This window comes from Diaphorobacter sp. B2A2W2 (assembly GCF_056730635.1).
Map to the genome: position 1 here is coordinate 571,299 of NZ_JBWZOR010000001.1, position 23,811 is coordinate 595,109.

Here is a 23,811-nt window from a genome sequence, read left to right on the forward strand (position 1 = left end):
GGCCCGGCGCCTGCCCACCCGGTCAGAACAGCACGCCCTGCCCTGGCGCGTCCACGACCACCAGCCTCCCATCGCCCGTCAAGAAAGCCGCGCCCACCCGCTCGCCCGGAAACTGCGCTCCCACCGCTTCGCGGTACAGGCGCAGCTGGGCCATCAGCTGCGGCTGGCGCTCGGGCGCGGTGGCACTTTTGTAGTCCAGCACCCACCAGCGCGCACCCTCACGCGGCTGGCGCAGCCGCACCAGGCGGTCCAGACGCAGACCCTGGCCCTGGTACACCAGCGGCGCTTCGTTGAGGGCCTGCTCCACGTGATCGGGGTTCCACGCCCAGGCACCCTCGCCCTGCAGAATGCTCCGCGCCATCGCTGCGGCCTGTGCGGCAGCCTCCGCCGTGATGTCGAAATCGCGCGCCAGCTGCGCCAGCCGCCGCGCGGGCCACACGCCGCCCGCCCGCAGGGCGCCGACCACGCCCGCCTGCTCCAGCAACTGGTGCATGGCCTCGCCTTGGCGCGACTGCGGGGTGGAGACGGGAGCACCCGCCGCAGCGGCTTGTGCCCCCGGCGCAGCCCCCGCATACGGCGGAAGCTGCGGCAACGCGACGGCGGCATCGTCAGCCACATCGCCCAATGGCGCGGCGGGCGGCACTGGCGCGTCCTGCAGGGACTCGGCCAGCCGGTTCCACCAACTGCCGGGCGCGGCCGTGCTGGACTGCACCGCCGACAAGGCCAGGCAATGCTTGGCGCGTGTCATGGCCACATAGAGGGTGTTGAGCTCCTCGCGCTGGCGCTCCGCCAGTTCCGCCGCCAGCAGGTCCACCGCACTGGGCGGCGGGTTGGATTCGCTGGCCAGAAAGACAAAGCGCAGCGGAGCGGCCTGCTCGCCCGGCCAGTCGACCAGCGCGCCCATGGTCTCGGCCTTCTGAGCGCGCGCATCGGTGTCCAGCAGCAGCACGCTGTGCGCCTCCAGCCCTTTGGCGCCGTGGATGGTGAGCAGGCGCACGGCCTGCGCCTCCACGCGGCCGGGTGCGCGCATGCCCGGGCGCTTCATGGCGCGCACGAAGGCATAGGCCGTGAGGTAGCGTCCCCCGCCCTGCTGCAGCGCCGCGGCCAGCAAAGCGCGCAGGTTGGCCAGCACGCCCGCACGCTGCGAGGCGGGAGCCGCGGCGGCAAAGCGCGCGGGCACGTCGCCGTGTTCGTAGATGGCATGCAGCGCATCGTGGGGGGGGCGTGTTTCCACCCATCGCTTGTATTGAGCCAAAACAGGCGCCAGCGCTTGCAGGTCGGGCGGTAGCAGCTCACTTTTTTGAAGTACGTCGAACCAGCTGCACGGGGATCCTTCTGCGGCCGTCTGGCGTACCCGCAGCGCAATCTGCACCAGCGCGTCATCCGTCAGGCCGAACAGCGGCGAGCGCAGCGCACGCGCCAGCGAAAGGTCATGCCCCGGTGAGACCAGCGCATCCAGCAGCGCGACGATGTCCTGCACCTCGGGCGCCTCGCCCAGCTCGGCCTTCTCGGGCTGCACGCAGGGCACGTGCAGCGCGCGCAGGGCCTCCTGCAGGGAGGCCAGCCGGTCGCGCTTGCGCGCGAGCACCATGATCTCCTGCGGCTGCACGCCCGCGGCGATCTGCGCCGCCACCCATTGCGCAGCCTGCGCGCATTCGCGCATGCGCAGGGTTTCCTCGGCTTCATGGCGCGGCTGGGTCAGAGTGTCGCGCCACTCGGGGGCAGTGGCCGCGGCGGCATCACCCCCGTCAGGCGCCGTGATCGGGGGCAGGCGCAGCAGTTGCCCCGGGTCGCGCGATTCGGTGGTGTGGTCGCGAAAGCCCGCGTACTCACCCTGCGCCTGCGCCGCCTGCATGGCCTGGTTCACCGCTGCAATCACGCCGATGGCGTTGCGCCGCGTGTGGTCGCAGGCCAGCAGGTCGCCCCCCAGCCCCTCGCGTACGAAGGCCTGGGCGGCCTTGAAGACCTGCGGCTCGGCGCGGCGAAAGCGGTAGATGCTCTGCTTGGGGTCACCCACGATGAACACGCTGGGCGGCTGCTGGCCGCCGCCCGCGCCCGCGTAACCGGCCAGCCAGGCATGCAGCGCCTGCCACTGCAGCGGGTTGGTGTCCTGGAACTCATCCACCAGCAGGTGGCGCACGCGCGCGTCCAGGCGCTCCTGCACCCAGCCCGAGAGGATGGGGTCGGACAGCATGACCAGCGCCGTGCGCTCCACGTCGTTCATGTCCACCCAGCCGCGCTCGCGCTTGAGCTGGGCGAACTGCGCGATGAGCGCACGCGCCAGCCGCGCCATGCGCTGCTGGTGCAGCCAGGCCTCGTGCTGGCGGCGCGCGGCGCACAGGCGCTGCAGTTCGCCCTCGGCCTCCTGCGCGGCGGCGAACTTCTCCAGATTCTTGGACAGGCGATCCTCGCTGGCCACGAAGAAGGCCTTGCGCAGCGTGTCCAGACGCTGGCCCAGGTCGTCGCACAGCCAGGCGTCGATCACCGCGTCGGCGGCCTTCTGCGGCGTCTTGTTCGCCTGCGCCCCCAGCACCTGGGCCCAGGCATGCCAGCGCTGGCGCGCTGCGTCGCTGGCCAGCGCATCGGCCGGATGGTGCAAGCCGGCAAGGTCCGCGAACTGCGTGCCGAAATGCGGGATCGATGCGTCCACCACGCCCGCCTCGTCGGCCAGCGCGAACTCCACGCGCTTGGCCAGCGCGCCTTCGAGCGCCTTGTGTGTCTGCGAGCGGCCGTGATGCGCTACACAGGCTTCGTAATCCGCGCGCAGCGCGGCGTCCTGCGCCACGGCGGCGAGGTAGGGGCGCCAAACCTCGCGCACTGCCTCGGCGTCATCCTCCAGCAAGTCGTAATGGGCGGGCAGGCCCTGCTGCTCCAGCACCGCCAGCGGCGCCGTGCCCAGCAGCGCCGCAAACCAGCTGTGAAAGGTGCGTATCTGCACGGGGCGGCCCGCGTCCAGCGTCTGACGGTATAGTTTTTGTAGCTGCTCGCGCTTGTCCAGAGCGCGCTGCGGCCCGATTCCTCTTGCAATCAGCTCCTTTTCCAGATCAGGCAGCGGCTTGGCCGCAAACTCCTGCAGCCATTCCTGCAGGCGCTGGCGCATTTCGCCCGCGGCCTTCTTGGTGAAGGTGATGGCAAGGATCTCGTGCGGCGCACAGCCGTCCAGCAGTGCACGCAGCATGCGCGAGACCAGCATCCAGGTCTTGCCGGCGCCGGCGCAGGCCTCCACGGCCACGCTGCGCTGCGGGTCGCAGGCGATGGCGTAGAAGGCCTCCCGCGTGACCGTTTGGCCGTTGTGTTCGTAGGCGGCTTGCGCGGCAGCTTCACTCATTCCAGAAATCCTTGCGGCACAGACCGCGCGCGGCGCACCATTCGCACACGCTGCCCTCGCCCAACGCGGGCAGCGGCGCGCCGGCGGCAATGCGCTGCATGTCGTGCGTGATGCCGTCCAGCAGCAGGTCGCGCAGGTGCAACACGTCGTCCTGCTCGTGCAGCCGGGTTTCGCCGCGCTCACCCACATTCACGTACGCGGCCCGCAGGGTGTCGTCCTGCAGCAATGCGGCGTAGAAGGCCAGCTGCGTGTCCTCGGCCCCGGCTTTGATGCGCCCGCGCGTGAGGGCGTCGCTTTCGGTCTTGTAGTCGATCACCAGCGCCAGGGGTTCGCCCCCGCCCTGCGGACGCACGGCGTCCACACGGTCCAGTGTGCCGACCAGTTCCAGCGCGCCCAGCGGCTGGCGCGCGCGCAGCTCGGCCTGGCGAAAGCAGGCGCCAGCGGCTTCGTGCTTGCCCAGCCATTCCAGATAGCCGGCGCGCAGCGCGGGCCAGCCCGAGGCGTAGGGCAGGAAGTCGCCCTCCTGCAGCCCCAGCTCGCGCGTGACGCGCGCAGCCGCCTCGTCCATGAGCGCCGTGCGCGCCGCGGCGTCGCCCGTGGGCGCGTCCTGCAACGCCTCATGGAAGTGCTGCAGCACGGCATGCAGCCAGGTGCCGAAGTCACGTTTGTCCAGCCCGGCGTCCAGTTCGTCGTCTTCCTGCAGCTGCAGTTGGCGCAGCGCGAAGAAGCGGTAGGGACAGTGGCGCAGGTCGGAATATGCCGAGGACGACAGCCGCTGCACCGGCAGCTGCGCGCCCACCGGCAGCGGACGCGCCGTGGGTGCCGCGGGCACGCTGCGCATCACGCGGGGATCGGCACCGTCCGTGCCGGTTCGGTCCAGCCGAAGCGCCTGGACCAGCGGGCTCGGCAGGAGGGGTTCGCCCCCCTCGTCACCCACGCGCCACAGGAGGTCGACACGCTCAATGCGCAAGGCATGCCGCCAGGCGGCGCGCTGCGCGGCGGCCAACAGGTCGCGCGTGGGCAGCCCCAATCCCTCGCGCTGCGCCTGCGTCCAGGGGCCGGGCGGTTCAGGCGCGGCCTGCAGGCGTTTCTCATCGCAGCCAGGCAGCACCAGCGCAGCGAACGGGCGCGCCAGCAGCTGCGGCAGGGGCAGAACCACCACGGGTGCATCGTCCACATAGGCCGGTCGATAGCGCGCGCATTCCAGCACCTCTCCCACCCAGCGTGTGAAGTCCGCCAGCGCCATGCGCGCACCGGCCCCGTCCATGTCCTGCAGATCGTCCTGCAGGCCCTCGGGCAGGCGCAGCTCGGCCAGCACGCGCGCACCGGCCTCGTCCTGCTGCAGCCCGTCCCACAGGCCGCAGTCCTGCAGCAGCACGCGCAGCGACTGCAACCACTGGGCCAGCGGCCGCGCGGCCCGCAGCTGCGCGCGCCAGGCCTGTACCTGGTCCGCCAACGCGGCCTCGGCCGGGCGCCGCTCAGCCAACGCCTGCAGTTGCGTCGCCGCGCCGCTCCAATGCCGGGCGCCCGCACGGCGCAGCCAGTGCTCCAGCGCGCGCAGTGCGGCCCCATCCACCGCGGGCGACTGCTTGAGCCAGTCGAGCACGGCATCGGCGCTGGCATCCCAGGCACAGGCCTGCAGCACCGCCATCAGCCGCGCCGCGGCGTGGGTGGTGGAGAGCAGCCAGCCGTTTTCGTCGTGCACTGCCACGACCGCGCCGGCGAGCAAGGCACTGATGCGGCGGGTGAGCGCGCGGTCGTTGGCCACCAGTGCCACGGGCGCCTGCCCCTGCGCCAGGTGCTGCAGCACACAGGCGGCGGCGCGCTGGGCCTCGTCCTCGGCATCGGGCACGGCATGCAAGGTTGGCACGCCGGCCTTCCCGCCGTCCATCACCTGCGGCAGGTCCACGACAAGGCCCGCCTCTGCCCAGTGCCGCGCCAGCGTGCGGGCCAGGGGGTCGGGTTGGAAGCCCTGCACCACCACCAGCAGCGGCACGGCCGCACGCACGCCAGACTCGAACAGCACATCCCCCATGTGGCGCGAAGCCAGCACCCATTCCAGGGCGATGCGCGCTGCGGCGGCCTCCAGCCGGAGCGCGCCACCGTCGCCCGCCGCCGGCAGCAGGGCGCGCGCCGCCTCGCCCCAGTCCGGGCGCCGCTCAGGAGCCACAGCCGCTGCCACCACCGCCAACTGCGCGGCCATCTCCAGCAGCGGACCGCTGAGGACTTCGCGGTGCACGGCGAGACCGGCGCGGTCGAGCAATGCACGTGCGGTGACCGCATCGCGCGCCATATCGCCCGCGTACTCGCTGCCCTCCGCCAGAGGCGCGCCCAGCTGGGCAGCCCAGTTGCGCGTGGTCTCGAAGCGCGGCGCGAAACCCTGCGGGTAGGCGCGTTGCCATTGCCGGCGCGCCTCGCCCATGAGCTGGGCGTACGGCACCAGCACCACGGTGGCCGCCAGGTGCGCGCCGCGCTGCGCGGCCGCTGAGCGCACCTGCTCGAAAACCGCGCACCACCCCGCGCTGCACGCTGCGGCGTGATCGTCTTTTGCTATGGGTGTCATAGCGTTACAAGCACCGGCCATATGAGGATGCGGGGATTCGGTTTCTGTCACAATGACTGGACTTTATACGTACCGGCATCGCCCACTGCTCACACAAGGAACCAAGGAACGCGCCATGGCCAGCGAACTCATCAAACATCTCTCCGACGCCAGCTTTGAAGCCGACGTGCTGAAAGCCGGAACTCCGGTGCTGGTGGACTACTGGGCCGAGTGGTGCGGCCCCTGCAAGATGATCGCCCCCATCCTGGACGAGGTGGCTGGCGCCTACCAGGGCAAGCTCACCATCGCCAAGATGAACGTGGACGAGAACCGCGAGATTCCCGCCAAGTTCGGCATCCGCGGCATTCCCACGCTGATGCTGTTCAAGAACGGTGAACTCGCCGCCACCAAGGTAGGCGCCATGAGCAAGGCCCAGCTCACCGCCTTCATCGACCAGCAATTGGCCTGATTCCCTTCTTGCCGGCCGCCCTGCGCGGCCGGCAGTCTTCCGAGGTGCGCAGCACCCGGGCAACCTGCGAATAGTGCAGAACTTTTCCTGTCATAATTCGCGCTGATCCCCTCGCCGCACGTGCACCCAGCGGCCGGCTCCGGATCACAGGCTCGCCAAGTCCGCCATCACCCATGGCCCGCACGAAACGCAGCCCTTCCCCTCACACAGACATTTCCACTCCGTCCAGGAGTCACTCCATGCACCTTAACGAACTCAAGGCACTGCACGTGTCTGAAGTCCTCAAGCAGGCCGAAGACCTGGAAATCGAAAACGGCGGCCGCATGCGCAAGCAGGAGCTGATGTTCGCCATCATCAAGAAGCGTGCAAAAGCCGGCGAGCAGATTTTTGCCGACGGCGTGCTTGAGATCCTGCCCGACGGCTTCGGCTTTCTGCGCAGCCCCGACACCAGCTACACCGCGAGCACCGACGACATCTATATCAGTCCGAGCCAGGTGCGCCGCTTCAACCTGCACACCGGCGACATGATCGAGGGTGAGGTGCGCACGCCCAAGGATGGCGAGCGTTACTTCGCGCTGACCAAGCTTGACTCCGTCAACGGCGGCCCGCCAGAGCAGAACAAGCACAAAGTGATGTTCGAGAACCTCACGCCGCTGTTCCCCAAGGAGCAGATGCGGCTGGAGCGCGAGATCAAGGGCGAGGAGAACATCACCGGCCGCATCATCGACATCATTGCCCCCATCGGCCGCGGCCAGCGCGCGCTGATCGTCGCGCCTCCGAAGAGCGGCAAGACGGTGATGATGCAGCACATCGCCCATGCCATCACGGCCAACAACCCCGATGTGCACCTGATGGTGCTGCTGGTGGACGAGCGTCCCGAGGAAGTGACCGAGATGCAGCGCTCGGTCAAGGGCGAAATCATTGCATCGACCTTCGACGAGCCCGCCGCGCGCCACGTGCATGTGGCAGAGATGGTGATCGAGCGCGCCAAGCGCCTCGTGGAACTGAAAAAGGACGTGGTGATCCTGCTGGACTCCATCACCCGCCTGGCCCGCGCCTACAACAACGTGGTGCCCTCCAGCGGGAAGGTGCTCTCCGGCGGCGTGGACTCCAACGCCCTGCAACGCCCCAAGCGCTTCTTCGGCGCGGCGCGCAAGGTCGAGGAAGGCGGCTCGCTGACCATCATTGCCACGGCGCTGGTCGATACCGGCAGCCGCATGGACGAAGTGATCTTTGAAGAATTCAAGGGTACGGGCAACTGCGAAATCCACCTGAGCCGCCGCCTCTACGAAAAGCGCGTGTTCCCGGCCATCGAGCTCAACAAGAGCGGCACGCGCCGAGAGGAACTGCTGCTGGCACCCGAGATCCTGCAGAAGACGCGCATCCTGCGCCAGTTCATGTACAACATGGACGAGATCGAGTCCATGGAACTCATGATCAAGAAGATGAAGGAAACCAAGACCAACGTGGAGTTCTTCGAGGCCATGCGCCGCGGCGGCTGACCTGCTGCTCCACCGCTTTGCCCAGCCCCGCCTTCGTGCGGGGCTTTTTCATGGCCGCACATTTCCCTCGCTGCGTGCAGGCGTGACTCCCGCCCACCGCTCACTTGATTCGCCTCAAGACACGGCGCGACGCGCTGGCCCATACTGGCTGTCATCTCATTTCGATAGCATGGTGGCCCGCAATGGGGCGCCCAACGAACCGGGCGCTGCGAACGAAATTGCGGATTACCATCGCCGGCCTGCGTATGCCCTTCGCCCTCCCCGCCCTCGTGTCGCCCCTTGACAGCCCAGCGCTGCGCACGGGCCTGCTCGGGATCTGCGTCACAGTCGCCGGATGTATGGCAGGGGTGCGAACGGACGTGCCCTCCCCTGCGCTGCTGCCCGCCGCATGGCCCGCGCCACCCGTCGCCTTCGATGACGGCACCGTCAGCGGTGACGACCAGGCCGAGTGGGGCATGTTCTACCGCGACCCCACACTGCAAGGCCTGGTGCGCCAGGCGCTCGAGAACAACCGCGACCTGCGCCTGGCAATGCTGCGCGTGGACGAGGCGCGCGCCGCCCTGGGCCTGCAGTCCGCCGATCGCTGGCCGACCCTGGCCGTGGGCAGCAGCCACACCCGCGCCCGCGTGCCGGGGGACCTGAACGTGGCCGGCCGCGCCGTCATCACCGGCGAGCACCGCGTGGGCCTCGCCATCAGCAACTGGGAGCTGGATCTGTGGGGCCGCGTGCGCAGCCTGGAGGCGGCAGCGCAGCAGGCCTACTTCGCCTCCGCCGAAGGCAGCCGCGCCGCCCAAGCCGCATTGGTGAACCAGGTGGCACGCAACTACCTCGCATGGCGCGAAACGCAGGAACGCATCGCGCTGACAGAAGACACCATCGCCACGCGCCGCGAGAGCCTGCGCATCTTCGGGCGCCGCCACGCGGCCGGCGCCATCTCGCGCCTGGCGCTGACGCAGGTGGAATCTCTGCTGTACCAGGCCGAATCCATCGGCACCCAGCTCGCGCAGCAGCAGGCACTGCAGGCCCATGCGCTGGCGCAGCTCGTGGGCGTACCGTGGGATGCGCTGGCCCTGGCGCCGCCCCAGGCTGCCGTCGCCCTTCCCACCGTGCCCGCGGGATTGCCCTCCGACCTGCTGCTGCGCCGCCCCGACATTGCCGCCGCCGAGCACACCCTGCACGCCGCCAACGCCCGCGTACAAGCCGCGCGCGCAGCGTTCTTTCCGCGCATCGCCCTGACCACGAGTGCGGGCACCGCCAGCGCGCACCTGGACGGCCTGTTCGACAGCGGCAGCCGCGCCTGGACGTTCGCTCCCAGCGTCTCTCTGCCGCTCTTTGACGGCGGGCGCCTGCGGTCCAACCTGTATCTGAGCGCCGCACGCCAGAACATCGCCGTGGCCGACTACGAAAAGACCGTGCAGACGGCCTTCCGCGAAGTGTCAGATGCGTTGGCCACGCGCGCCACGGCAGCGCGCCAGATCACGCTGCAGCAGGCCCAGCGCGACGCCTTGCATGAACGCGCGCGTTTGGCGCAACTGCGCTACGACCACGGCGCCACGCCCTACTTCGAAGTGCTGGATGCCCAGCGCGACCTGCTGGCCGCCGAGCAGCAACTCGTGCAAGCACGCTATGCGCTACAGGCAGCACACATCGCCGTCTATGCCGCGCTGGGCGGCGGCGCGCCCGCGCGCTGACAACCCAACGGGACCCTCGCATGACCATTCCCAAGAAAATCCTCATCGCCGCAGCCGCAATCGCTGCCATCGCCGCACTGGGCGGCTACGCCTGGCTGCAGTGGAAGGAAACGCAGCAGAACGCCGGCCTCGTGGGCGGCAACGGGCGCATCGAGGCCACCGAGGTGGACGTGGCCACCAAGTACGCCGGCCGCGTAGCCGAGATCCTGGTGCAGGAAGGCGACTTCGTGCAGGCCGGCCAGCCACTGGCGCGCATGCAGGTGGACAGCCTGCTGGCCCAGCAGCGCGAGGCTGAGGCCAGCCGCGACCGCGCCCTGCAGGCCGTGGCATCCGCGCGCGCCCAGGTGGCCCTGCGCGAGAGCGAGCACACGGCCGCCCAGGCCCTGATCGCTCAGCGCGAGGCCGACCTGGACGCCGCTCAGCGTCGCGCGGCACGGTCGGAGACGCTGGCGCGCGAGGGCGCATCCTCCGAGCAGGAACTGGACGACGATCGGGCCCGCGTGCGCAGCGCACAGGCCGCGCTGAAGGCCACGCAGGCACAGGCACAGGCCGCAGGCGCGGCCATCGTTGCCGCGCGCACCCAGGTGGCCGGCGCCGAATCGGCGGTAAAAGCCGCCGATGCGACCGTGCAGCGCATCAACGCCGACCTGGCCGACAGCGAACTCGCCGCCCCGCGCGATGGCCGCGTGCAGCTGCGCCTAGCCCAGCCCGGTGAAGTGCTGGGCGGCGGCGGCAAGCTGCTCAACCTGGTAGACCTGACCGACGTGTACATGAGCTTCTTCCTGCCCGAGACCGTGGCCGGCCGTGTGGCGCTGGGAACCGAGGTGCGCATCGTGCTCGACGCCGCACCGCAGTATGTGATCCCGGCCAAGGTGTCGTTCGTCGCCAGCACGGCGCAGTTCACGCCCAAGACCGTGGAGACGGCCAGCGAGCGGCAAAAGCTCATGTTCCGCGTGCGCGCGCGCATCGCCCCCGAGCTGCTGCGCAAGCACATCACGCAGGTGAAGACCGGCCTGCCCGGCCAGGCCTGGATCAAGCTGGACGCGGGCCGCGACTGGCCGGCGCACCTGCACAACGTCGTGGCCCCTTGACGGACCGTAACGCCTGGCTGCTCCATGCCCCAGCACCTTGAGACCGCCACCCCCGTGGCCCGGCTGCGGGACGTGCAACTGCGCTACGGCGCGGCCCAGGCCCTGCGTGGCATCACGCTGGACATACCGACCGGCCGCATGGTGGGCCTGATCGGGCCGGACGGGGTGGGCAAGTCCAGCCTGCTGGCGCTGATGGCCGGCGCGCGCGCACTGCAGCAGGGCAGCGTGCAGGTGCTGGGCGGCGACATGGCGCGCAAGGCGCACCGCGACGCGATCTGCCCGCGCATCGCCTACATGCCGCAGGGCCTGGGCAAGAACCTCTACCCCACGCTGTCGGTCGAGGAGAACCTGCAGTTCTTCGCGCGCCTGTTCGGCCACGGCGCGGCCGAACGGCGCAAGCGCATTGACGACCTCACGCGCAGCACAGGCCTGTACCCCTTCCTCGCGCGGCCCGCGGGCAAGCTCTCGGGCGGCATGAAGCAAAAGCTGGGGCTGTGCTGCGCGCTGATCCATGACCCTGACCTGCTGATCCTGGACGAGCCCACCACCGGCGTCGACCCCCTTGCACGCGCGCAGTTCTGGGAGCTGATCGCCCGCATCCGCACCGAGCGCGCGCACATGAGCGTGATCGTCGCCACCGCCTACATGGACGAGGCGCAGCGCTTCGACTGGCTGGTGGCCATGGACGATGGCGCCGTTCTTGCCACGGGCACACCGCAAGAGCTGCTGCAGCGTGCTGGCGTCGACACCCTGGAGGAAGCCTTCATCGCCCTGCTGCCCGAAGCCAGGAAGCGCGGCCACAGCCCGGTGGTGATTCCACCGCTGCCGACCAACGGCGAGGACGACATTGCCATCGAGGCGCAGGGCCTGACCATGCGCTTTGGCGACTTCGTGGCCGTGGACCAGGTGAGCTTTCGCATCCGACGCGGCGAGATCTTCGGCTTTCTGGGCTCCAACGGCTGCGGCAAGTCCACCACCATGAAGATGCTCACCGGACTGCTGCCTGCGTCCGAGGGCCGTGCCTGGCTGTTCGGGCAGGCGGTGGACCCGCACGACATGGCCACGCGCCGGCGCGTGGGCTACATGTCGCAGGCGTTCTCGTTGTATGGCGAGCTGACGGTGGAGCAGAACCTGGTGCTGCACGCGCGCCTGTTCCATGTGCCGGAAGAGCAGGTGACAGCGCGCGTGGACGAGATGCTGCAGCGCTTTGCCCTGCAGGACGAGCGTGCCACCCTGCCCGCCAACCTGCCGCTGGGCATGCGCCAGCGCCTGTCGCTGGCCGTGGCCATGGTGCACCGGCCCGAGTTGCTGATCCTGGACGAGCCCACCTCCGGCGTGGACCCGGTGGCGCGCGACGCCTTCTGGCGCCTGCTGGTCGAACTGTCGCGCCGCGACCGTGTGACGATCTTCATCTCCACCCACTTCATGAACGAGGCCGAGCGCTGCGACCGCATGTCCATGATGCACGCGGGTCGGGTGCTGGACAGCGACACGCCGGCCGCGCTGATGGCCCGGCGCGGCGCCCAGACGCTGGAGCAGGCGTTCATCGGCTACCTGCTGGAGGCCGCTGGCGAGCCCATTGCAGATGACAACGCTACGAAAACAGGAGCTTCCAGCGCTCAATCGACGGTCGTATCAAACGCAAAAGAGTTTGAAACACCCGCAGATCAAGCGGCGGCAGCTCCTGAAATAGAAGCACCCCGGCACCGCGCCTTCAGCCTGCAGCGCATGCTGAGCTACATGTGGCGCGAGTCGCTGGAGCTGCGCCGCGACCCGGTGCGCGCCACGCTGGCGCTGGCGGGCTCGCTGATCCTGATGTTCGTGATTGGCTACGGCATCAACATGGACGTGGAGAACCTACGCTACGCCGTGCTCGACCGCGACCAGACCACGCTGAGCCAGAGCTATGCCAACGCGCTCTCGGGATCGCGCTATTTCATCGAGCAACCGCCGCTGTCGGACCATGCCGAGCTGGACCGGCGCATGCGAAGCGGCGAGCTGTCGCTGGCCATCGAGATCCCCAGCGGCTTTGCCCGCGACGTGCTGCGCGGCAAGAACGTGGAGATCGGCGCCTGGGTGGACGGCGCCATGCCCATGCGCGCGGAAACCGTGCGCGGCTATGTGCAAGGCATGCACCAGCATTGGCTGGCCGCGCAACTACACGAGCGCACGGGGCAGCGCCTGGCCAGCAGCGTGACCGTGCAATCGCGCTACCGCTACAACCCCGACGTGCGCAGCCTGCCCGCCATGGTGCCGGCGGTGATTCCGCTCTTGATGCTCATGCTGCCGGCAATGCTCACGGCGCTGGCCGTGGTGCGTGAGAAGGAGATGGGCTCCATCCTCAACCTGTACGTGACGCCCGTCACACGCACCGAATTCCTGCTGGGCAAGCAACTGCCCTACGTGTTGCTGGCCATGCTGAACTTCCTGCTCATGTGCCTGCTGGCGGTAACCGTGTTCGGCGTGCCCATCACCGGCAGCTTTGCCACGCTGGCGCTGGCAGCGCTGGTGTTCTCGGTCACCTCCACCGGCATGGGCCTGCTGGCCAGCAGCGTCACGCGCAGCCAGATCGCAGCCATGTTCTTCGCACTCATCGGCACGCTGATACCGGCGGTGCAGTTCTCGGGCCTGATCGATCCCGTCTCGTCGCTGGAGGGCAGCGGCCGCCTCATCGGCTCGGTCTACCCGGCCACGTACATGTTCATAATCAGCCGCGGCGTCTTCAGCAAGGGACTGGGACTGGCCGACCTGCAGGGAGCGCTGCTGCCGCTGCTGGCGTCGGTGCCCGTGGTCATGCTGGGCGCGATTGCGCTGCTGAAGAAGCAGGAGCGCTGACCAATGCCCGGCTCCTCCTCATCCGTGCGCCTGCACCTGCTCAACATCTATCGCCTGGGCGTGAAGGAGTTGTGGAGCCTGCTGCGCGACCCCACCATGCTGGTGCTGATCGTGTATGTGTTCACGCTGTCGGTGTACGCCGCCGCCACGGCCATGCCCGAAATCCTGCACAAGGCGCCGATTGCGATCGTGGACGAGGACCAGTCGCAACTGTCGCAGCGCATCGTTTCGGCCTTTTACCCGCCGCAGTTCAACACGCCGGCGCTCATCACCGCGCGCGAGATGGATGCGGGCATGGACGCGGGGCACTACACCTTCGTGCTCAACATCCCGCCCGACTTCCAGCGCGACGTGCTCGCGGGCCGCGCAGCGGAAGTACAGCTGAACGTGGACGCCACGCGCATGAGCCAGGCCTTCAGCGGCAATGCCTACGTGCAGCAGATCGTGCTGAGCGAGGTCAGCGAGTTCGTGCAACGCTACCGCGGCACCGCAGCCCCACCCGTGGATCTGGCGCTGCGCATGCGCTTCAACCCCGCACTGGACAAGGCATGGTTCGGCAGCCTGATGGAGATCATCAACAGCGTGACCATGCTGTCCATCATCCTCACGGGCGCGGCGCTGATCCGCGAGCGCGAGCACGGCACCATCGAGCACCTGCTGGTCATGCCCGTCACGCCCACCGAGATCATGCTGGCCAAGGTCTGGTCCATGGCGCTGGTGGTGCTGCTGGCGGCCACGACGTCGCTGGTCCTGGTGGTGCAGGGGCTGCTGCGCGTGCCCATTGGCGGCTCACTGGGGCTCTTCCTGGCCGGGGCGGCGCTGCACCTGTTCGCCACCACCTCCATGGGCATCTTCATGGCCACGGTGGCGCGCAGCATGCCGCAGTTCGGGCTGCTCATGGTGCTCACGCTCATCCCGCTGGAGATGCTGTCGGGCGGCACCACGCCGCGCGAGAGCATGCCTGCGCTGGTGCAGGACCTGATGCTGGCGGCCCCCACCACGCACTTCGTGGAGCTGGGCCAGGCCATCTTGTACCGCGGCGCAGGCATGGACGTGGTGTGGCCGCAGTTCCTGGCATTGGCGGGCATCGGCTCGGTCCTGTTCGCCCTGTCGCTGGCGCGCTTTCGCCGCACCATCAGCAGCATGGCCTAGCACCGCTGAATCAGCTTGTGCGATAATTGCGGGCTTTTTTGCGGAAAGTACACTGGAATAGGCTGGTGCGGCTCCCGCTGACTTGAGGAAGAAGATCATGAAAGAAGGCATCCACCCCAATTACCGCGAAGTGCTGTTCGTTGACCTGTCCAACGGCTTCAAGTTCGTGACCCGTTCCTGCGTGAACACGAAGGAAACCGAAACCTTCGAAGGCAAGGAATACCCCCTGTACAAGCTGGACACGTCCTCCGAATCGCACCCCTTCTACACCGGCACGCAAAAGTCGGTGGACAACATGGGCGGCCGCGTGGAGCGTTTCCGCAACCGCTTCGGCAAGACCGCAGCGAAGTAAGCAACAAGGCCTGCCCCGTGCAGGCCCGTGCAGGCAGGTGGCGAACCCATTCGCCGCACTTGCACACACCAGGCAGCCCGGCTTCTCCGCGCTGCCTTTTTTATTGCGCACTCCGCTATCCTCGGCCCAACGCCATTTCCCCCCGTCCGCGTGATACACCCGACCCCCGCCATCGTTGCCCAGAGCGCCGTGCGCCCGCTGCCGCGCTGGGCCTTGCTGCTGCTGTGCCTGGCCTATGCCGTTCCCGGCTTCGTGGGGCGCGACCCGTGGCGCAATGCGGACATCGCCTCGTTCGGCTACATGCGCGAACTGGCCCTCGGGCGCACCTCCTGGATGGACCCGCTGCTGGTAGGCGTGCCGCCGGATGGCGACGGACTGCTGCCCTACTGGCTGGGCGCGTGGGCCATCCAGGCGCTGGACGGCTGGCTGCCGGCGGAGCTTGCCGCGCGCCTGCCGTTCGTCGCGCTGTTGCTGCTGACCCTGGCGGCCACCTGGTACAGCGTGTACTACCTGGCGCGCAGCCCCGGCGCACAGCCCGTGGCCTTTGCCTTCGGCGGCGAGGCGCAGCCCGCCGACTATGCCCGCGCCATGGCCGATGCCGGCCTGCTGGCCTTCATCGCCTGCCTGGGACTGGCCCAGCTGTCGCATGAAACCACGAGCTACCTCACCCAGCTGTGCTGCACCGCGCTGCTGTTTTACGCTGGCTCCGCAATGCCTTGGCGCACGGCGTGGCCCACCTTCACCGCCATTGCCGGGCTGCTGGGGCTGGTGCTCAGCGGCGCCCCCACGCTCGCAGTGCTGCTGGGCCTGGGCTGTGTCTGGCTGGTGGCCTGCACACGCGGCGCGACACTGCGCAGCCGCGCAGTGGCAGCGGGCGTGCTGCTGGCCGCCACGGTGGCCGCTGCCGCGCTGGCGCTGCAGTTGGACCTATGGCGCTGGCGCATCGTGCGCTTCGAAGATCTGAAACAGTGGCAAAGCCTGGTGCGCCTGTTGATCTGGTTCAGTTGGCCCGCCTGGCCCCTCACGCTGTGGACGCTGTGGCGCTGGCGGCAGCAGATCCTCAGCCGCGAATGGCACCGGCACCTGTTGCTGCCGCTGTGGTTTGCCCTCGTGGCCGTGACAGCCACACTGACCACCCAGCCGGCCGACCGCGCACTGCTGCTGGGCCTGCCCGCCCTGGCGGCGCTGGCCGCCTTTGCGCTGCCGACGCTGCGGCGCAGCATCGCAGCGCTGATCGACTGGTTCACCCTGCTGTTCTTCAGCGCCTCGGCCATCGGCATCTGGGTGGTGTGGCTGGCGGTGCAGACGGGGGTGCCGGCCAAGCCCGCGGCCAACGTGGCCAAGCTGGCGCCCGGCTACGTGCCGTCGTTCTCGCTGTTGGCCTTCGGCGTGGCGCTGGCCGCCACGGCTGCGTGGTGCCTGCTGGTGGTCTGGCGCGCGGCACGCAACCGCCCCGCCATCTGGCGCAGCCTGGTGTTGCCCGCGGGCGGCGCCACGCTGGGCTGGCTGCTCATGATGACCTTGTGGCTGCCGCTGCTGAACTATGGCCGCAGCTTCGCACCCCAGGTGGCCGGCGTGGCTGCCGCCATCACCGACCGCGACAGCTGCGTGGTCGGCTACGGGCTGAACCGTGCGCAGTTGGCCGCGCTGCTGCACCATGGGCAGCTGCACATGGTGCCCACCGAACAGCTGGCGCAGTGCGACTGGGTCATCGCAGACGCCTCCGCCGCACCGCTGGTGAGCGCGTTGCTGCCCCCAGCGCAGTGGCAGGAGATGGCGAGCGTCAGCCGCCCCACGGACCGCGGCGACCGCATGCTGGTGCTGCGCCGCGCGGCCCGCAAGCGCTGATGTCCGAGCTGTCCACCATTGCACGGCACGCACTCACCGTGCTGGCCGGGCAGCTTGCGGTGATGGCCTTCGGGGTCACCGACACCATCGTTGCCGGACGCCATTCGCAGGAGTCCCTGGCTGCCCTCTCCATCGGCTCAGCCGTGTTCGTGAGCGTGTACGTGGCGCTCATGGGTGTGTTGCAGGCCTTGCTGCCCATCTGGGCCGAGCAGCGCGGCGCGAACGCACAGGCAGGCATGGGCGCCAGCGTGCGCCAGTCGCTGTACCTGTGGGCGGGTGCCGCGGTGCTGGGCATGGCCGTGCTGCTGTCGCCAGGCCCGCTCCTGCAATGGACCGAGGTGCCGCCGGCGCTGCGCGGCGAGGTGCAGGCCTACCTGGCCATCCTCGCGTTCGGCCTGCCGCCTGCATTGCTGTTTCGCATCTACAGCACCCTCAACCAGGCTTTGGGGCACCCGCAGCTCGTCACCTGGCTGCAGGTCGGCTCGCTGGCGGTCAAAGTGCCGCTCTCGGTCTGGTTCACCTTCGGCGGTGCCGGTCTGGCGCCGCAGGGTGCTGCAGGCTGCGCGTGGGCCACGCTGGCCGTGAACTACGGCCTGATGCTGCTGGGCTGGTGGATGCTGCGTCGCCACACGATGTACGGCCCGCTGCGGCTGTGGCGCCCGTTGGAGCGGCCCGACCCCGCGCAGATCGCGCGCTTTCTGCGGCTGGGCCTGCCAGCGGGCTTGTCCATCCTGGTGGAGGTGACCTCGTTCACGCTGATGGCGCTGTTCATCGCACGCCAGGGGGCGTTGGCCTCGGCTGCGCACCAGATCGCTTCCAACCTCGCCGCCGTGCTCTACATGGTGCCTTTGTCGCTGGCCATTGCCGCAAGCGCCCGCGTGAGCTTCTGGCGTGGCGCGGGGAACGAGCACCAGGCCGCTGCCGTCGCCTTGAAGGGTTTTTGGCTTGCAGCGCTTATGGGATGTGCGCTAGCAGCTATATTATTAATAGCAAAAGGCACGATCACGGCCTTGTACTCCACCAGCGCGGAAGTCGTCGCCATGGCAGGCGCGCTGGCAGTATGGGTGGCCGCCTACCATGTGGCGGATGCCCTGCAGACGCTGTGCATCTTCGTGCTGCGCAGCTACCGCATCACGCTGGCGCCATTGGCGGTCTATTGCGTGCTGCTGTGGGGCGTGGGACTGTATGGAGGCTACGTGTTGGCCTACCGCGGTCTGGCGGGCTGGGGGCCAATGCATTCCCCTTCGCCTTTTTGGGCCGCCAGCGCTGCCGCTCTAGGCGCGACGGCGTTGATTTTCACGGCCCTGCTGCTGGGCGTGCTCAGGCTGCAGACACGCCGGGCGGCTCCGCCGCTACCGCAGGAACCCCACCGCTGAGGCCGCGCGGCGGCGTCCGCAGGCGCGACGGCGGAAACACCACCGTGAACGTCGAGCCCTGCCCCACCACGCTGGCCACCTGCAGCGCTGCGCCATGGCGCTGCACCACATGCTTCACGATGGCCAGTCCGAGGCCCGTGCCGCCCGTATCGCGCGAGCGGCTGCGGTCCACGCGGTAAAAGCGCTCGGTGATGCGCGGCAGGTGTTCCGGCTCAATGCCGGGCCCTGAGTCGCGCACCATAAAACGGGCGCTGCCATCAGGCTCCACGTCCCACGCCACGGTGATGATGCCTCCCGGTGGCGTGTAGCGCACGGCGTTGTTGACCAGGTTGGCCAGGGCGCTTTGCAGCTCGGCCGCATTGCCGGCCACCTGCCCGGCCGCCTGCGCTGCTTCGGTCGTGGGGAACGTGATCTGGTGGGCCTTGCCGGGCTGGTTCTGCGTCAGCAGGGCCGAGAGCGCGCGCCCCTCGTCCTCGCAGCGGCGCAGCAGCGTCGAGACCGCGACCCATTCGTGCATGCTGGGCGGAGGGCTTCCCTCCAGGCGCGACAGCGTCAGCAGGTCTTGCACCAGGTTCTGCATGCGCACGGCCTGCTGCGACATCATGCGCAGGTAGCGCGCACGCTCCTCGTTGCTGAGCTGCAGGGTCTGCAGGGTTTCGACAAAGCCCATCAGCACGGTGAGCGGGGTGCGGATCTCATGCGACACGTTGGCGACGAAGTCGCGCCGCATGGCCTCGGCCTGCTCCAGCGCCGTCACGTCGCGTGACAGCAGCAGCTTGCGGCCATCGCCATACGGGTGCAGGTGCACCGATACGCGCACCGGCCGCGAGGGCATGCTGGCGCGTCCTGGCAGCACCACGTCGCGCGTGTAGTCCTTGGACGCGTAGTAGGTACTGAAGTCCGGGTCCCGCACGAGGTTGCCGATGGATTGCTGCGCATCACGCTCCGCATCCAGGCCAAAGTGTTCCTCGGCCATCTGGTTGCACCATTCGATATGGCCTTCGGCATCCAGCAGCATCACGCCATTGGGCGATGCCTGCAGCGCCTGGAGGATTTCCTGCAGGCGCGCATCGCCGGCCTGCGCCTTCAGCTGGCCCTGGCGCACCAAGCGCCGTGCGCGGTCCGCTGCTTCTCCCCACAGGCCGCTCAGGCGTGGCGTTTGCGTGGGGTCTCCTTGGCGCAACCAGTTCAGCACGCGCGCGCCGCGCCACAGATCCCAGGCAAACCACAACCATGCGGCGAAACAGGCGCCGATGCCAGCACCCCAGGGGCCCGCCTGCCACCAGCCCAGCGCACCGCCGATCAGTTGGCACAGCAGAAAGAAAAAGAAGCGCAGGAGCATGGCCGCAGGGCTCAGGTCAACAACAAAAAAGCGCCCGCATCATCTCCGGGCGCCTGAAAAAACACGGGGGCGTCGGGCACCCGCCATCACGCCCGCATGAGTGCCTGCGGCTGTGCGGTGAGCCGGTAGCCCGCTCCGCGCACGGTCTCCACCATGGCGCCGCCCACACCCAATGCTTCGCGAAGGCGCTTCACGTGCACGTCCACCGTGCGCTCCTCGATGAAGACGTGGTCCCCCCAAATCTTGTCGAGCAGTTGCGCGCGGCTGTGCACGCGCTCCGGGTGCTTCATCAGGTAGTGCAGCAGCTTGAACTCTGTCGGCCCGACCTTGAGCTGCTGGCCCTGGTAGCTGACGCGATGCGTGGCCGCATCCAGCACCAGTTCACCAATAGAGACGCTGTCGCTGACCTGCTCGGGCGCACGCCTGCGCAGCACGGCGCGGATGCGCGCCAGCAGTTCCTGCGTGGAAAACGGCTTGGTGATGTAGTCGTCGGCGCCGGCATCCAGCCCGGCCACCTTGTCGGGCTCGTCACCACGCGCCGTCAGCATGAGGATCGGGATCTGCTTGGTGCGGCTGTCGGCACGCCACTTGCGTGCCAGTTGCAGGCCACTTTGGCCCGGCAGCATCCAGTCCAGCAAGATGACATCGGGCAGCACCGCGTCCAGCTCGCGCTGCGCCGACTCGCCGTCTTCCGCCCAGATGGGCTGAAAGCCGTTGTGGCGCAGGTTCACGGCCACCAGTTCTGCGATGGGGGACTCGTCCTCGACGATGAGTACCCGGAGAAGCTTCTTCATCGGTTCACCGCCTTTCTCAGGCCACGGCCGACTCGATCTCGTCCAGCGCCGTGTGGCGCACGTCCTTGCCCTTGACGAGATAGATGATCAGCTCGGCCACGTTCTTGGAATGGTCGCCAATGCGCTCGATGGCCTTGGCCAGGAACAGCAGGTCCAGGCTGGCGGAGATGGTGCGCGGGTCTTCCACCATGTAGGTGATGAGCTTGCGCACGAAACCGTCGAACTCCCGGTCGATGAGATCGTCTTCCTTCAGGATGGCAACAGCGGCCTTGGTGTCCAGGCGGGCAAACGCATCCAGCGCCTTGCGCAGGAGCCCCGAAGCCAGGTCGGCCGCCACACGCAGGTCGCTGGACGGTAGCGAACGGGCGGCCCCGCTTTCGATGATGGACTTGACCATGCGCGCCATGCGCGTGGCCTCGTCACCCATGCGCTCCAGATTGGCGATGGCCTTGGAGAAGGCCATCAGCAGGCGCAGGTCGCGTGCGGTGGGCTGGCGGCGCGCGATGACGGAAGCCAGCTCATGGTCGATCTCGACCTCCATGGCGTTCACGCGGCGCTCCAACTGCTCCACCTGTTCCACGGCTTCCAGGTTGAAGTGGGAAAGCGCATAGATGGCCTGGCGAATCTGCGACTCCACCAAGCCACCCAGCTCCATGACGCGGGAGGAAATGTTGTTCAGTTCGCTGTCGAACTGTGAAGAAAGATGTTTGTCTGCCATGTCCCGTACCTCCATCAGCCGAAGCGGCCCGTGATGTAGTCCTCTGTCTCCTTGCGCTGCGGCTTGAAGAACATCTGCTCTGTGTCGCCGAACTCCACCAGGTCGCCCAAATACATATAGGCGGTGTAGTCACTGCAGCGCGCCGCCTGCTGCATGTTGTGCGTGACGATGACCACGGTGTAGTCGTCTTTCAGTTCAGCGATCAATTCCTCGATCTTGGCGGTCGAGATGGGGTCCAGCGCGGAGCAGGGCTCGTCGAGCAACAACACTTCCGGCTTGATGGCGATGCCGCGTGCGATGCACAGGCGCTGCTGCTGGCCGCCGGACAGACCCGCGCCGCTCTGGTCCAGCTTGTCCTTGACCTCATTCCACAAGGCCGCCTTGCGCAGCGCCCATTCCACGCGGTCGTCCATGTCGCTCGCGCTCAGGCTCTCGAACAGCTTCACGCCAAAGGCGATGTTGTCGTAGATTGACATGGGAAACGGCGTGGGCTTCTGGAACACCATGCCCACCTTGGCGCGGATCAGCGCCACGTCCTGCTTGCTGGTGAGCAGGTTCTCGCCGTCGAGGATGATCTGCCCTTCGGCGCGCTGCTCGGGATACAACTCGAACATGCGGTTGAAGGTGCGCAGCAGCGTGGATTTGCCGCAACCCGACGGCCCGATGAAGGCGGTGACCTTCTTCTCGGGAATGTCGAGGTTGATGCTCTTGAGGGCATGGAACTTCCCGTAATAGAAGTTCAGGTCACGGACCGTGATCTTGGATTGCACGGGCGCGGAGGTCTTGGTGGAGGGCATGAATGTCTTCCGGAGGCAATAGTTACTTTTGGCGCGTGACCACACGGGCCAGGATGTTCAGGCCCAGCACCGCAAGGGTGATGAGGAACACGCCAGCCCAGGCGAGCTGCTGCCAGTTCTCATAGGGGCTCATGGCGAACTTGAAGATGGTCACCGGCAAGCTGGCCATGGGCTTGGACAGGTCGCCATTCCAGAACTGGTTGTTCAGTGCGGTGAACAGCAGGGGCGCCGTCTCGCCTGCGATGCGTGCCACCGCCAGCAATATGCCGGTGATCACGCCGGCGCGGGCCGCGCGCAGCGTCACCATGGTGATGACCTTCCATTTGGGCGTGCCCAGGGCGTAGGCCGCCTCGCGCAGACTGGCCGGAACGAGGATCAGCATGTTTTCGGTGGTGCGGATCACCACGGGAATGACGATGAGCGCCAAGGCCATGATCCCGGCGTAGGCCGAGAAGCTCTTGAACTGGGCGACCACCACGGCATAGACGAACAAGCCGATCACGATGCTGGGTGCGGACAGGAGGATGTCGTTCACAAAGCGCGTCGTGGATGCCAGCCAGCCGCGTGCGTCGTATTCCGCAAGGTAGACGCCCGCCATGATGCCGATGGGCGTGCCCACGAACGTCGCCAGCAGCACCATGACAAAGGAACCGAAGATCGCGTTCGCGATACCACCGGCTTCGTTGGGCGGGGGCGTCATCTGCGTGAACAGCGCCACGCTCAGCCCGCCCATGCCCAGCCGGATGGTTTCCCACAGGATCCAAACCAGCCAGAACACGCCAAACGCCATGGCCAGAAGCGACAGCGTCAATGCGATCTGGTTCAGGCGCTTGCGCGACGCATAGCGCGCCTGGCGCACCTGGGCCAGCTCGGCCGCGGAGATGAGTTTTTGCGACGTGCTCATGCGCGGGCCCCTTCGTTTTTCTTGAGGCGCGCCAGCAGCAGCTTGGACAAGGCCAGCACCACGAAAGTGATGAAGAAGAGCACCAGTCCCAGATAGATCAACGACGCCTGGTGCAGGCCCTCGCCGGCTTCGGCAAATTCGTTGGCCAGCGCGGAGGTGATGCTGTTGGCCGCCTCGAACACGGACAGTGAATTGAGCTGGTTCATATTGCCGATCACGAAGGTGACGGCCATGGTCTCGCCCAGCGCACGGCCCAGCCCCAGCATGATGCCGCCCAGGACACCGGACTTGGTATAGGGCAGCACCACCTTCCACACCACCTCCCAGGTGGTGGAGCCCAGGCCGTAGGCGGACTCCTTGAGCAGCGCGGGAGTGACCTCAAACACATCGCGCATGACCGACGCGATGAAGGGGATGATCATGATGGCCAGGATGATGCCGGCCGACAGAATGCCGATACCCACGGGCGGCCCCGACACCAGCGCGCCAAGGTAAGGCACGCCGTGGAACAGCGACTGCAGCGGCTGCTGCACATAAGTGGCAAGAATGGGGCCGAACACCATCAGGCCCCACATGCCGTAGACGATCGAAGGCACAGCCGCCAGCAGTTCGATGGCCGTTCCCAGCGGACGTTTGAGCCACGCAGGGGAAAGCTCCGTCAGAAACAGCGCAATGCCGAAACTGACCGGCACGGCGATCAACAGCGCGATGATGGAGGTCGTCAGGGTGCCGTAGACCATCACCAGGCCGCCGTACTCGTTCTGCACGGGATCCCAGACGCTGCTCGTCAGGAAGCCCAGGCCGTACTGCTGGATCGATGGCCAGGCACCGTGCACGAGCGACGCCATGATGCCCAGCAAAAGCGCCAGGGTCAGCACGGCCGCGCCGCGCGCCAACCAGCCGAAGATGCGATCGGCAATCACGCCGGAAAACAGGGTGGTACGGGGCGGGGGTGAACCCCTGGATGCGCCAACAGCCGCATCAAGCGGCGGGGCCTCGTGGACGGGCATGGTACTGGACACGTCTGATTGCCTTGTAAAACAGGGGAACCGGTGGCCTACCCTGGAGGG

The 23,811-nt window shown here is 67.9% G+C and carries 17 protein-coding genes; 9 read left to right on the plus strand and 8 right to left on the minus strand.

All coding sequences use genetic code 11. The features are described 5' to 3' along the window. Nucleotides 1-22: 22 nt before the first annotated feature. Nucleotides 23-3,328, minus strand: a complete 3,306-nt coding sequence (locus tag AC1PPL_RS02630; protein WP_479972544.1) for a UvrD-helicase domain-containing protein — start codon at nt 3,326-3,328, stop codon at nt 23-25. Further along, complete coding sequence (locus AC1PPL_RS02635; RefSeq protein WP_479972545.1) at nt 3,321-5,891, minus strand: PD-(D/E)XK nuclease family protein; 2,571 nt, start codon at nt 5,889-5,891, stop codon at nt 3,321-3,323. Before AC1PPL_RS02635 ends, AC1PPL_RS02630 begins: the two co-directional genes overlap by 8 nt. A 115-nt stretch (nt 5,892-6,006) precedes the next feature. Here AC1PPL_RS02635 and trxA point away from each other — a divergent pair, with 115 nt between their 5' ends. From trxA to AC1PPL_RS02680, 9 genes are all read left to right on the plus strand, one after another. Beyond that, a complete protein-coding gene (trxA, locus tag AC1PPL_RS02640) occupies nt 6,007-6,339 on the plus strand; it encodes a thioredoxin TrxA (protein WP_011805563.1) in 333 nt (110 codons plus the stop codon). Between the two features lie 239 nt (nt 6,340-6,578). Then, nucleotides 6,579-7,841: a transcription termination factor Rho gene (rho, locus tag AC1PPL_RS02645; RefSeq protein WP_011805564.1), complete on the plus strand. Its 1,263-nt coding sequence runs from the start codon at nt 6,579-6,581 to the stop codon at nt 7,839-7,841. 245 nt (nt 7,842-8,086) lie between these two features. Next, entirely contained in the window at nt 8,087-9,532 is a 1,446-nt protein-coding gene (locus tag AC1PPL_RS02650; protein ID WP_479972546.1) for an efflux transporter outer membrane subunit, read from the plus strand. Between the two features lie 20 nt (nt 9,533-9,552). Then, entirely contained in the window at nt 9,553-10,623 is a 1,071-nt protein-coding gene (locus AC1PPL_RS02655; protein WP_123676398.1) for an HlyD family secretion protein, read from the plus strand. A gap of 24 nt (nt 10,624-10,647) precedes the next feature. Further along, entirely contained in the window at nt 10,648-13,458 is a 2,811-nt protein-coding gene (rbbA, locus tag AC1PPL_RS02660; RefSeq protein ID WP_479972547.1) for a ribosome-associated ATPase/putative transporter RbbA, read from the plus strand. Between the two features lie 3 nt (nt 13,459-13,461). Further along, entirely contained in the window at nt 13,462-14,610 is a 1,149-nt protein-coding gene (locus AC1PPL_RS02665) for an ABC transporter permease (RefSeq protein WP_011805568.1), read from the plus strand. Nucleotides 14,611-14,707: 97 nt separating this feature from the next. Beyond that, the gene (locus tag AC1PPL_RS02670) at nt 14,708-14,962 is read left to right on the plus strand and encodes a type B 50S ribosomal protein L31 (RefSeq protein ID WP_011805569.1); all 255 of its coding nucleotides are present in this window, start codon (nt 14,708-14,710) and stop codon (nt 14,960-14,962) included. 150 nt (nt 14,963-15,112) lie between these two features. Next, complete coding sequence (locus AC1PPL_RS02675) at nt 15,113-16,810, plus strand: hypothetical protein (RefSeq protein ID WP_479972548.1); 1,698 nt, start codon at nt 15,113-15,115, stop codon at nt 16,808-16,810. Further along, nucleotides 16,810-18,186: an MATE family efflux transporter gene (locus AC1PPL_RS02680; RefSeq protein WP_312563516.1), complete on the plus strand. Its 1,377-nt coding sequence runs from the start codon at nt 16,810-16,812 to the stop codon at nt 18,184-18,186. Before AC1PPL_RS02675 ends, AC1PPL_RS02680 begins: the two co-directional genes overlap by 1 nt. Here the strand turns inward: AC1PPL_RS02680 and phoR are convergent. From phoR to pstC, 6 genes are all read right to left on the minus strand, one after another. Further along, nucleotides 18,131-19,528 carry a phosphate regulon sensor histidine kinase PhoR gene (gene phoR, locus AC1PPL_RS02685; RefSeq protein ID WP_479972549.1) on the minus strand — a complete coding sequence of 466 codons (1,398 nt, stop codon included), beginning with the start codon at nt 19,526-19,528 and terminating at the stop codon, nt 18,131-18,133. The genes AC1PPL_RS02680 and phoR overlap by 56 nt on opposite strands. Nucleotides 19,529-19,614: 86 nt before the next feature. Further along, nucleotides 19,615-20,322 carry a phosphate regulon transcriptional regulator PhoB gene (gene phoB / locus AC1PPL_RS02690; protein WP_479972550.1) on the minus strand — a complete coding sequence of 236 codons (708 nt, stop codon included), beginning with the start codon at nt 20,320-20,322 and terminating at the stop codon, nt 19,615-19,617. Nucleotides 20,323-20,338: 16 nt separating this feature from the next. Continuing rightward, nucleotides 20,339-21,040: a phosphate signaling complex protein PhoU gene (gene phoU / locus AC1PPL_RS02695; protein WP_015913075.1), complete on the minus strand. Its 702-nt coding sequence runs from the start codon at nt 21,038-21,040 to the stop codon at nt 20,339-20,341. Between the two features lie 14 nt (nt 21,041-21,054). Continuing rightward, nucleotides 21,055-21,837 (minus strand): phosphate ABC transporter ATP-binding protein PstB, encoded by a 783-nt coding sequence (pstB, locus tag AC1PPL_RS02700; protein WP_011805575.1) that lies wholly within the window; start codon nt 21,835-21,837, stop codon nt 21,055-21,057. Nucleotides 21,838-21,859: 22 nt separating this feature from the next. Beyond that, complete coding sequence (gene pstA / locus AC1PPL_RS02705; RefSeq protein ID WP_479972551.1) at nt 21,860-22,741, minus strand: phosphate ABC transporter permease PstA; 882 nt, start codon at nt 22,739-22,741, stop codon at nt 21,860-21,862. Beyond that, entirely contained in the window at nt 22,738-23,751 is a 1,014-nt protein-coding gene (gene pstC, locus AC1PPL_RS02710; RefSeq protein ID WP_011805577.1) for a phosphate ABC transporter permease subunit PstC, read from the minus strand. The genes pstA and pstC overlap by 4 nt, the downstream gene beginning before the upstream one ends. Nucleotides 23,752-23,811 lie beyond the last annotated feature (60 nt).